The organism is Pseudoalteromonas sp. 2CM39R (assembly GCF_023161845.1).
In genome coordinates, this window is sequence record NZ_JALNTM010000007.1 from 1 (window position 1) to 11,598 (window position 11,598).

The following is an 11,598-nucleotide window of genomic DNA, read 5'->3' on the forward strand; positions in this document are numbered from 1 at the left end:
GTATCAGAAGTGCGAATGCTGACATGAGTAACGATAATGCGGGTGAAAAACCCGCACGCCGGAAGACCAAGGGTTCCTATCCCATGTTAATCAGGGTAGGGTAAGTCGACCCCTAAGGCGAGGCCGAAAGGCGTAGTCGATGGGAAACGGATTAATATTTCCGTACTTGGTATAATTGCGATGGGGGGACGGAGCAGGCTAAGCAAGCATGGCGATGGTAGTCCATGTGAAAGTGTGTAGGCTAGCGACTTAGGTAAATCCGGGTTGCTGTTAGGCTGAGACACGAGACGAGTCACCACGGTGATGAAGTTGCTGATGCCATACTTCCAGGAAAAGCCTCTAAGCTTCAGATTATACCGAATCGTACCCCAAACCGACACAGGTGGTCAGGTAGAGAATACTAAGGCGCTTGAGAGAACTCGGGTGAAGGAACTAGGCAAAATCGTACCGTAACTTCGGGAGAAGGTACGCTCCGATTGGTGATGAGACTTGCTCTCTAAGCTGATTGGAGCCGCAGTGACCAGGTGGCTGGGACTGTTTATTAAAAACACAGCACTGTGCAAAATCGCAAGATGACGTATACGGTGTGACACCTGCCCGGTGCCGGAAGGTTAATTGATGGGGTTATCTTCGGAGAAGCTCTTGATCGAAGCCCCGGTAAACGGCGGCCGTAACTATAACGGTCCTAAGGTAGCGAAATTCCTTGTCGGGTAAGTTCCGACCTGCACGAATGGTGTAACCATGGCCACGCTGTCTCCACCCGAGACTCAGTGAAATTGAAATCGCAGTGAAGATGCTGTGTACCCGCGGCTAGACGGAAAGACCCCGTGAACCTTTACTACAGCTTGGCACTGAACATTGAACCTACATGTGTAGGATAGGTGGGAGACTTAGAAGCAGAGACGCTAGTTTTTGTGGAGTCGTCCTTGAAATACCACCCTTGTAGTTTTGATGTTCTAACGTTGGCCCCTGAATCGGGGTTACGGACAGTGCCTGGTGGGTAGTTTGACTGGGGCGGTCTCCTCCCAAAGAGTAACGGAGGAGCACGAAGGTTGGCTAAGTACGGTCGGACATCGTACGGTTAGTGTAATGGTAGAAGCCAGCTTAACTGCGAGACAGACACGTCGAGCAGGTACGAAAGTAGGTCATAGTGATCCGGTGGTTCTGAATGGAAGGGCCATCGCTCAACGGATAAAAGGTACTCCGGGGATAACAGGCTGATACCGCCCAAGAGTTCATATCGACGGCGGTGTTTGGCACCTCGATGTCGGCTCATCACATCCTGGGGCTGAAGTCGGTCCCAAGGGTATGGCTGTTCGCCATTTAAAGTGGTACGCGAGCTGGGTTTAGAACGTCGTGAGACAGTTCGGTCCCTATCTGCCGTGGGCGTTTGAGAATTGAGAGGGGTTGCTCCTAGTACGAGAGGACCGGAGTGAACGAACCGCTGGTGTTCGGGTTGTCATGCCAATGGCATTGCCCGGTAGCTACGTTCGGAACTGATAAGCGCTGAAAGCATCTAAGCGCGAAGCAGGCCTCGAGATGAGTTCTCACTAGACTTTTAAAGTCTCTGAAGGGCCGTTGAAGACTACAACGTTGATAGGCAAGATGTGGAAGTGGTGTGAGCCATTAAGCTAACTTGTACTAATTACCCGTGAGGCTTAACCATACAACGCCAAACGCGTTTTATGTGATAGTGAAACAAGCGAAGAAGTTAATAGACTAAAGTAGATTACTGAAAACTTTTATTATCAGAAATTCCAAATTTTAGTTAGTACGTAGCGATACGGACTGACACCAAATTTGCTTGGTGACAATAGCGTTTTGGACCCACCTGACCCCATGCCGAACTCAGTAGTGAAACGAAACAGCGCCGATGATAGTGTAGCATTTGTTATGTGAAAGTAGGTCATTACCAGGCTCCAAATTTAGTCGAAAGACTTTAAATTTAAAAATTAATAATAAGAAAATTGAAAAGAATTTTCTTGGTGACAATAGCGTTTTGGACCCACCTGACCCCATGCCGAACTCAGTAGTGAAACGAAACAGCGCCGATGATAGTGTAGCATTTGTTATGTGAAAGTAGGACATTACCAAGATCCAATTAAAGAAACCCGTTACAGCAATGTAACGGGTTTTTTGTTGTTTGGGGTTTAGTAAATAGCCAAGAGCCCATGCCAAACTCAGTAGTCAAACAAAACAGCTCGAAGGCGAGCACCGCACAAGGCCGCCCCGACACAATAATAGGGTAGCATTTGCTATGTGATTTTCTACCGCTGTGGGCACCATGACATTACCAAGATCCAATTAAAGAAACCCGTTACAGTAATGTATCGGGTTTTTTGCTGTCTGGGGTTTAGTAAATAGCCAAGAGCCCATGCCAAACTCAGTAGTCAAACAAAACAGCGCGAAGGCGAGCCCCGCGGAAGGCCGCCCCGACACAATGATAGTGTAGCATTTGCTATGTGACTTTTTACCGCTGTGGGCACTGCGACATTCTACTGCGCTGTCGCTACGAAGTAGCCCACCGACTCTAATTAAAGGCATCAGATTAAAGTAAAAAAAGTAGGAACTTAAAGCCCTTACTATGGTTTACTTATGCTGTAATAGTTTCGAAGTTTGTAGTGAAATATTTTCATTGATATCAGCGAATCCCCTATTTGCTCAACATTACCATGCGGTTATGGATCTGACGTGTTAAAATTTGATTTTAGATTTCGTATTATTGAGGTGTCGATTGCCAACGAGTGATTACCAACGAGTGTTAAATGAGATAACTCAAGAGGTTAAGCCTTTACTAACGCAGGGTAAAGTTGCCGATTATATACCGGCATTGGCAGAGGTTTCTCCTGAGCAGTTCTCTATTGCTATTTATACTACGGACGGAGAAATTTTCTGCGCCGGTGATTGTGAGCAACGTTTCACAATTCAATCTGTATCTAAAGTAATGACTCTGACATTAGCGTTGCAACGCTATGGCGATGAATTATGGAATAGAGTTGGCAAAGAGCCTTCTGGTACGGCGTTTAACTCTCTGACACAGCTTGAGTTTGAAAAAGGGATTCCACGTAACCCATTTATTAATGCGGGAGCGATTGTTACCTGTGATGCTTTGTATAGTCGTTTATCAGCTCCAATGCACTCTATGCTTGAAACATTTCGCGATTTATCAGGTAATCGAAGTATTGTAATTGACAAGCAAGTGGCTAACTCAGAGTATGAGTTTAGGCATAGAAATGCGGCAATGGCACATTTAATGAAATCATTTGGTAACTTTGAGAATGAAGTAGATGATGTCCTTTGGTCGTATTTTAATTTTTGTGCCATAGAACTTAATTGTATTGAACTTGCCAAGGCGTATAATTTTTTAGCCAATAAAGGGATAGATTACAGCTCGAATAAACGAGTACTTTCTAGTCGTCAAAACAAGCAACTAAATTCGTTGTTATTTACCAGTGGCTTATATGACGCAGCAGGTGACTTTGGTTATCGTGTTGGCATGCCAGGTAAATCGGGTGTTTCAGGAACAATATTAGCGGTGTTACCGAATAGATTTACAGTGGCAGTATATTCACCAGGATTAAACTCTTTTGGTAACTCAGTGGCGGGAATAGCAGCATTAGAGCTGCTATCTAAAAAGCTTGATATATCTATATTTTAGCTTTGTTTAGCGTAATGGGATCTTATTGATCCCAATACACTTGTTCTAAACAATCTTCGCGCTCAGGCAAACCACGAGATAAGCGAGGAGAGTGCTGTACAAGTACTTCAAAGCTTGCACGGTTAGCATATTTGCTAATTTGTGCGAGCGAAGAGTAGGTAATGGCTTGTTGCTGATGCTTTGCTGAATTAGCAACATTCAACTTATGATAAACATTCGCTGATAAGTCATGTAAAACCGCGGCTAAAGCACAGTCACCGGCACCATTGGTATTTTTAATCGAGTCAGGCCCACCCATAAACGGCGCAGTATGGCTATATGCCTTTATAGGATTTTCACAGTCAATTTTACGCATTGCACGTGAAAATTCATAACGATTAAAATCTGGTATAGCACCCGGTAATAATGGGTACTCTGTTTCACGTTTGCAGCTGTCATCAACAAAGCCAGCCATAAATAAGCCTTTTTCACCGGCTGTACAAATAACTAAGTCAACCCAGTCTAATGCTTTGTCAGCAGCAAGAAGTGGATCTTCATATCCAGTAATTGCTTGGCCTTCTTCTTCGTTCATAGCAAGTATATCAACATGCTTTTCTACAAAGTTAGCCCACCATGTCGGGTCCTGCTCGATAAGAAACTTAGTTCCTAGAGTTAATACCACCGGTACATTTGCATCGTTAGCGTACTTGATTGCTTGCATGGTCGCTTCGGTCATGGTTTCATCATCTTGAGTACGCATTAAATAAGCACTGATGACTAATGCTGATGAGCCTTCTATTAGCTCTTTATCAATTGACTCTGGCTTTAGGTAATTCATCAGGCCAGCACTAATAGCAAACGTGCGCTCACCTGTTTCATCAATCAAGGTAAAGCAACGGCCAATAGGACCATCGACTGGTTGTAAGTAGTCTAAATCTACACGACTTGAGTTATTACATAAAAATCGATAAGCATAACTGCCTATTTTTATATTTTCGCTCATTACGCCTAATAGTACCGAACGATCATCAGCAAGTACGGAATAGTTGTGCATCGTGTTGCCAACGGTTCCTCCTGCGAATTCGTAATCGACCATATCGTTTAGTTTTAAGCGATCGTATAAAGCATTAGTGATGTCATTATCTATAACTTGCGACATCCCTCGGCGCAATTGAAATTCATCGAGAAAAGCTTGGTCAACCTTAGCTTCTATATCAACAACGATTTGATCGATCCCCGTAATATAGCTGCGGTGTAATCGTTCTGTGGCGTTAAGTTGATTGGTCAGTGGATCTTTGGCTTCCACTGGAAAATAATGTTTATGCCTGCGGCGTCCAGGAAATTTCATTTGCTACCCGTGTTGTGAGCTAAATAAAAAAAGCGAGAGATTATAGCGTAAATCCCGCCTTATGGGCCATGGTAAACCACTTAAATTTGTTTTATTTTTGCAATAAAGTGATCAATTACGCATTTTTTTACGCTAAGTTGATATAATTACGGCATAAAAAATAGTTAAGTAATAATCATGACAGAGCCATTTGACGACCAATATTGGATGGAACAAGCCCTTGTATATGCAAAACAAGCAGAGCAATTCGATGAGATCCCGGTAGGCGCCATTATTGTCAAAAATAATCAGCTTATAAGCGCGGGTTATAATCGCTCAATTACCGATAATGACCCATCTGCCCACGCTGAGATGATAGCGGTAAGAGAAGCCGGAAAAGTGCTTAACAACTATCGCTTAATTGACTGCACTTTGTATGTCACGTTAGAGCCTTGCTCTATGTGTGCAGGTCTGTTGGTGCACAGCCGAATTAAACGTTTAGTATTTGGTGCAGCCGATGCTAAAACGGGTTCTGCTGGTTCTATTATGAACTTGTTGCAAGAACCTCGTTTAAACCATCAAGTAGAAATAACGGGTGGGGTTTTAGAGACACAATGTGCTGAGACTATTTCTAGTTTTTTTAAACGTCGCCGAGCACAAATTAAAGCCGCAAAGCTAGCCGCTCGCAACCTTAACAACGATTAGTCTGCAGCTGCTATTAAGGCGTCTAATTCAGCCATTTGCTGCATAGCGAACATACGACGGCGCCAAATTATCTTTTTATGTAAGTTTCTTAACATCACTCGACGACGAGTGGCAGTTGAGTGTTTTATACAACGTTTAAGCTGATGTGTACGTCTACGTTTAAGCATTACTTATCCTTATGTGCTTGGTGATGACACAGATTTTAATACAATTGAGCCAGATTATTGAATAATTGATTGCAAGTAAACAACTATTTGCTTTTCTAACATGTAGCTAATATAGCGCGAAATTTTCACAGCGCTTTTATTTTTCTTTTTCTACGCCATCACTTATACGTTGATTTGCATCACCTGGTTTAATGCTTTTATCTTTTGTTTCTTTTTCTGTTTCGGAAGTTGGCGGTATAGTTGCCATTGCATTATTTTCATCTAACCAAACAAGCGCATCGTAATAGCGACGAATATTATCAACATAAGTCACTGCAACATCACCGCGAGCATAGCCATAGCGGGTATTACGGTAGTGACGTTTTTTTACTAGCAATGGTAAGCGCTTTTTAACGTCAGCCCATTTATCAGGGCTAGCGCCTTGTTGCTCAGTAATTATGCGGGCATCGTTGACGTGCCCCCAACCAACATTATAAGCTGCAAGTGCAAGCCAAGTACGATCAGGCTGCGGGATTCTATCAGGTATACGCTTGATTAATTTAGCTAAGTATTTTGCACCGCCACGTATGTTTTGTTCTGGTTCTAAGCGGTTAGTAACACCGACTTGTTTTGCTGTGCGCCTTGTTAGCATCATAATACCGCGTACACCCGTTGGTGATTTAGCTCGTGGGTTCCACATCGACTCTTGATAACTCAATGCAGCAAGTAAGCGCCAATCAAGGCTACCCGCATATTGCACAAACCAAGGTTGATATTTAGGTAGTGTTTCTTTTATTGCATCTATATAGGCTAAGGTATTAACATAATTAAACTGACGTACATGGCCAAAGTACTTTTCTTCAAGTACATAAAGTTGATTGTTTTGTTTTGCCTCACCAAAAAAAGGAACTAGCAATGCGTACAATGAGTCATCATTCGACTTTCTTAGTATCCATGCAATTGAATCATTACGCGTAACTGAAAAGCCAATACTCAAGTTAGGGTGATAGCGCCTAAACAGCGCTAATGTATGAGAGTCTGCTAAGGTGTAATCTATTTCCCCATCAATAACGGCTTGTAATAACTCTTCTTCATCAAACTCTTCGGTTTCACTCCAAGTTAAACCAGGATTGTTTTGTTGTATTTCTTCTAATGTTAATGAGTGACTACTTTTAGCAATAATGGTGAAGTTACCAGTTAAATCATCAAAATCTCTTGGCCGTTCACGACCTTGCTTAAATACTAATTTTTGACTTATTGTTCTGTAAGTTGGGCCATAGCGATAACGTTCGGCGCGCGCCTTATTAAAAGTAAGTCCAGAGGCAATTAAATCGAGATCGCCACTATCTAAGCGCGCAAACATATCGGATAAATTAAAAAAGGGCACAATTTCAAGCTCTACCCCAAGGTAGTCGGCGAATGCTTGAGAGAGTTCAAATTCAAACCCTTGTTCACCTTGAACAGCTTGATAATAATTACTTGCACTGGCGAGTGTACCAACGCGAATTTTATTTTCTGATTTAATTTGGGCGAGCTGTGTTGACTGCTCTTGTGTGTTACAGGCACACAAAAGGATGACTAACGTAATGATTGTTATTAGCTTTATCTTCAACATATTCGCCTCTTTAGCATCGTATCTCCTGTTATAACAAAACTTACTGATTACGTCACTTACCGTTTGATCGCAGCCAGTAAAAAATAGGTGTAAACAAAAAGAAAAAGTTAATTTAATGAAAAGCGCATTTTTGAGTTAAATCTGAGAGTAATTTGGACTATAATACGCGCCTAAAATATCGTTCAATCCCTAACCCCGGGTGAAATTACTTATGTTGATCCTTCGTGGTGCACCAGCACTTTCAGAGTTCAGAGTTAATAAAATTTTAGCGCGTTGCCAACAATTGCAACTTCCTGTCACCAATGTATATGCCGAATACGCTCACTTTGCCGATTTAACATCGCCATTAAACAATGATGAGCAAACCAAACTTGAGAAGTTATTAACCTATGGACCAACAATTGCTGAGCATGCGCCAGCGGGTCAGTTGGTATTAGTAACGCCTCGCCCTGGTACTATTTCGCCATGGGCTTCAAAAGCGACTGATATCGCTCATAACTGTGGGCTCAAGCAAGTTCACCGAGTTGAGCGTGGTATTGCTTACTATGTTGAAGGTGATTTAAGCGCCGAGCAACTTACACAGGTTACAGCGCTTCTTCATGACCGTATGACCGAAGCTACTCATAGTAAATTAGAAGATGCAGCGCAGTTATTTCGCAGTGATGCACCTCGCCAAATGTCATCAGTTGATATTTTAGGTGGCGGCCGTGAAGCATTAGCCGTAGCCAATATAGAGCAAGGGTTTGCACTTGCTGATGATGAAATTGACTACTTAGTAGAAAACTTCATCAAGTTAGGGCGCAATCCTAACGACATCGAATTATTCATGTTTGCACAAGCAAACTCAGAGCATTGTCGTCATAAAATATTTAATGCTGATTGGACTATCGATGGTATTGAACAGCCAAAGTCGCTGTTTAAAATGATTAAAAATACCTTTGAGCATAATCCTGAAAATGTATTGTCTGCTTATAAAGATAATGCAGCCGTAATGAAAGGCTCAAAGGCGGGTCGCTTCTTCCCGAATGCGCAAGGTGAATATGCGTATCATCAAGAAGACATTGAAATATTAATGAAGGTTGAAACCCATAACCACCCAACGGCAATTGCGCCCTTTTCTGGTGCGGCAACAGGGTCGGGCGGTGAGATTCGCGATGAAGGTGCAACTGGCCGTGGTTCAAAACCAAAAGCGGGTTTGGTAGGTTTTACTGTATCTAATTTACGTATTCCAGGTTTTGAACAGCCTTGGGAGAGTGATTTTGGTAAGCCTGGCCGTATTGTTAATGCCCTAGACATTATGACTGAAGGCCCATTAGGTGGTGCTGCGTTTAATAATGAGTTTGGCCGTCCTAACCTTTTAGGTTATTTCCGTACTTACGAAGAAAAAGTAACGAGTCACAATGGTGAAGAGGTACGTGGTTACCACAAGCCAATTATGCTCGCAGGTGGTTTAGGTAATATTCGTGCTGATCATGTTCAAAAAGGCGATATTCCAGTAGGCGCAAAACTGATTGCGCTTGGCGGCCCTGCAATGAACATTGGTTTAGGCGGTGGTGCTGCATCTAGCATGGCATCGGGTCAATCAAACGAAGATTTAGATTTTGCTTCTGTTCAACGTGAAAACCCAGAAATGGAACGTCGTTGTCAAGAAGTGATCGACAAATGTTGGCAGCTAGGTGATGCAAATCCTATTGCGTTTATACATGATGTGGGCGCTGGTGGTTTATCAAATGCATTCCCTGAGCTTGTAGATGATGGTGGCCGTGGTGGTAAATTCCAGCTGCGCGATATCCCTAATGATGAGCCGGGCATGGCTCCACACGAAATTTGGTGTAATGAATCGCAGGAGCGCTATGTGCTTGCTGTGGGCGTTGAAGACTTTGCACGCTTTGAAGCAATTTGTAAGCGTGAGCGCGCACAATATGCAGTTATTGGTGAAGCGACAGAAGAACGTCATTTAACGGTTGCAGATAGTCATTTTGATAACAGCCCTGTAGATTTACCATTGGATGTATTATTAGGTAAAGCACCTAAAATGCATCGTGATGTTACGTCGCAGCAAGTAGTCGGTACTGCACTTGATATGGATGCTATTAATCCTGCGGATGCAGCGCAGCGTTTATTACGTTTACCAACCATTGCAGAAAAAACTTTCCTCATTACTATTGGCGATCGCTCTGTAACTGGTTTAGTAGCGCGCGATCAAATGGTAGGCCCATGGCAAGTGCCTGTGGCTAACTGTGCAGTTACCGCAGCAACTTACGATACCTACCACGGTGAAGCTATGTCACTAGGTGAACGTACTCCAGCGGCATTACTTAATTATGGCGCCTCAGCACGTTTGGCTGTGGCCGAGTCTCTTACAAATATTGCTGGTGCTAATATTGGTGGCTTAGAAAACATTAAGTTATCTGCAAACTGGATGGCGGCTGCGGGTCACCCTGGCGAAGACGCAGGTCTATATGAAGCGGTAAAAGCCGTAGGTGAAGAGTTATGTCCAGCACTTGGGTTAACAATCCCAGTAGGTAAAGATTCTATGTCAATGAAAACGACATGGAAAAATGAAGATGATACAACTGAGCAATCAGTAACATCGCCTCTATCACTGATTATTACAGCGTTTGGCCGCGTTGATGATGTACGTAAAACCGTCACTCCACAGCTGCGCACTGATAAAGGCGAGACATCGCTTATATTAGTTGATTTAGGTGCGGGTAAAAACCGACTGGGCGCATCAAGCCTTGCACAAGTTTATAAGCAGCTTGGTGATGTTACGCCAGATGTAGACAGCCCTGAGTTACTAAAAGGCTTTTACAATGCTATGCAGGCGCTAGTGGCTGATAGCAAGCTACTTGCGTATCACGATCGTTCAGACGGTGGCTTGTTTACTACTATCGCTGAAATGGCGTTTACCGGACATACCGGTGTAACCGTAGATTTAGCGACTTTGACAGGCTCTGATATTGAAGCGCTTTATAACGAAGAGTTAGGTGCTGTAATTCAAGTAGCAAACAGTGATTTAGATGCTGTAAAAGCTGTATTTGAGCAGCATGGTGTTGCCGCAATTAGCCATGTGATTGGCTCGCTTAATAATGACGATAACATTGTATTTAATCGTGGTGAGCAAACAGTACTTAATCATACTCGTACTGAGCTTCGTACAATTTGGGCCGAAACAACCTATCAGATGCAAGCGCGTCGTGATAACCCTGAGTGTGCTCAGCAAGAGTTTGACGCTAAATTTGATGCAAAAGACCCAGGCTTAAACGTTAAACTTAACTTTGACTTAAACGAAGATATAGCTGCACCGTACATTGCGACAGGTGCTAAGCCACAAATGGCTATTTTACGTGAGCAAGGGGTTAACTCGCACCTAGAAATGGCTGCTGCGTTTAACCGTGCTGGTTTTGCTGCGGTAGATGTTCACATGAGTGATATTTTAGAAGGTCGTTTAACGCTTGAACAGTTTAAAGGTTTAGTGGCGTGTGGTGGCTTCTCTTACGGTGACGTATTAGGTGCTGGTGAAGGCTGGGCTAAGTCAATATTGTTTAACGATATGGCACGCGATCAGTTCCAAAGCTTCTTCCATCGTGAAGATACCTTTAGCTTAGGTGTATGTAACGGTTGTCAGATGCTATCAACATTAAAAGAGTTGATTCCAGGAACTGAACATTGGCCGCGCTTTGTAACTAATAAGTCAGAGCGTTTTGAAGCACGCTTTAGTCTGGTTGAAATTCAAGAAAACCCATCGGTGTTCTTTAATGGTATGGCAGGTTCACGTATGCCAATTGCAGTTTCACATGGTGAAGGTCATGCAGAATTTGCAAATGATGCGGCAACTAAGGCTGCACTTGCAAGCGGCACCGTAGCAGTTAAGTTCGTTGATAACTACGGTAACCCAACAACACAGTACCCAGCAAACCCGAATGGTTCACCTGAAGGGATCACCGGTATTACATCAACAGATGGTCGTGCAACTGTAATGATGCCACACCCTGAACGTGTATTCCGTGCGGTTGCTAACTCTTGGCACCCAGATGAGTGGGCCGAGGATAGCCCATGGATGCGTATGTTTAGAAATGCGCGTAAAAATGTAGGTTAATATACACGCTGGATTCATGATCTAAATGTAAGATAAAAAGGCTGCCTTGTGCAGCCTTTTTTGTTT

The 11,598-nt window shown here is 43.2% G+C and carries 6 protein-coding genes and 3 rRNA genes; 6 read left to right on the forward strand and 3 right to left on the reverse strand.

Annotated features, from left to right (window positions below):
* From MTF66_RS16355 to glsB, 4 genes are all read left to right on the forward strand, one after another.
* Positions 1-1,666, forward strand: a 23S ribosomal RNA gene (locus MTF66_RS16355); the annotation flags it as partial.
* Between the two features lie 137 nt (positions 1,667-1,803).
* Positions 1,804-1,918 (forward strand): 5S ribosomal RNA (gene rrf, locus MTF66_RS16360).
* Positions 1,919-1,981: 63 nt separating this feature from the next.
* A 5S ribosomal RNA gene (gene rrf / locus MTF66_RS16365) occupies positions 1,982-2,096 on the forward strand.
* A 638-nt stretch (positions 2,097-2,734) separates the two neighbouring features.
* On the forward strand, positions 2,735-3,658 hold the full coding sequence (gene glsB, locus MTF66_RS16370; RefSeq protein ID WP_010390961.1) for a glutaminase B: 924 nt from the start codon (positions 2,735-2,737) through the stop codon (positions 3,656-3,658).
* Positions 3,659-3,680: 22 nt separating this feature from the next.
* Here the strand turns inward: glsB and MTF66_RS16375 are convergent, their stop codons facing one another.
* A complete protein-coding gene (locus MTF66_RS16375) occupies positions 3,681-4,985 on the reverse strand; it encodes an inosine/guanosine kinase (protein ID WP_138623663.1) in 1,305 nt (434 codons plus the stop codon).
* A 177-nt stretch (positions 4,986-5,162) separates the two neighbouring features.
* Between MTF66_RS16375 and tadA the strand changes: the two genes are divergently transcribed.
* A complete protein-coding gene (gene tadA / locus MTF66_RS16380) occupies positions 5,163-5,669 on the forward strand; it encodes a tRNA adenosine(34) deaminase TadA (RefSeq protein WP_138623661.1) in 507 nt (168 codons plus the stop codon).
* On the opposite strand, the gene MTF66_RS16385 is transcribed toward tadA, so the two are convergent.
* Together MTF66_RS16385 and mltF are read right to left on the reverse strand one after the other, a co-directional pair.
* Positions 5,666-5,836 (reverse strand): hypothetical protein, encoded by a 171-nt coding sequence (locus MTF66_RS16385; RefSeq protein WP_008468235.1) that lies wholly within the window; start codon positions 5,834-5,836, stop codon positions 5,666-5,668. The two genes, tadA and MTF66_RS16385, sit on opposite strands and share 4 nt — an antisense overlap.
* 136 nt (positions 5,837-5,972) lie before the next feature.
* Positions 5,973-7,430 (reverse strand): membrane-bound lytic murein transglycosylase MltF, encoded by a 1,458-nt coding sequence (gene mltF, locus MTF66_RS16390; protein ID WP_138623659.1) that lies wholly within the window; start codon positions 7,428-7,430, stop codon positions 5,973-5,975.
* 211 nt (positions 7,431-7,641) lie between these two features.
* On the opposite strand from mltF, the gene purL reads away from it, so the two are divergent.
* Entirely contained in the window at positions 7,642-11,532 is a 3,891-nt protein-coding gene (gene purL / locus MTF66_RS16395; protein WP_138623657.1) for a phosphoribosylformylglycinamidine synthase, read from the forward strand.
* The last annotated feature ends 66 nt before the right edge of the window (positions 11,533-11,598 follow it).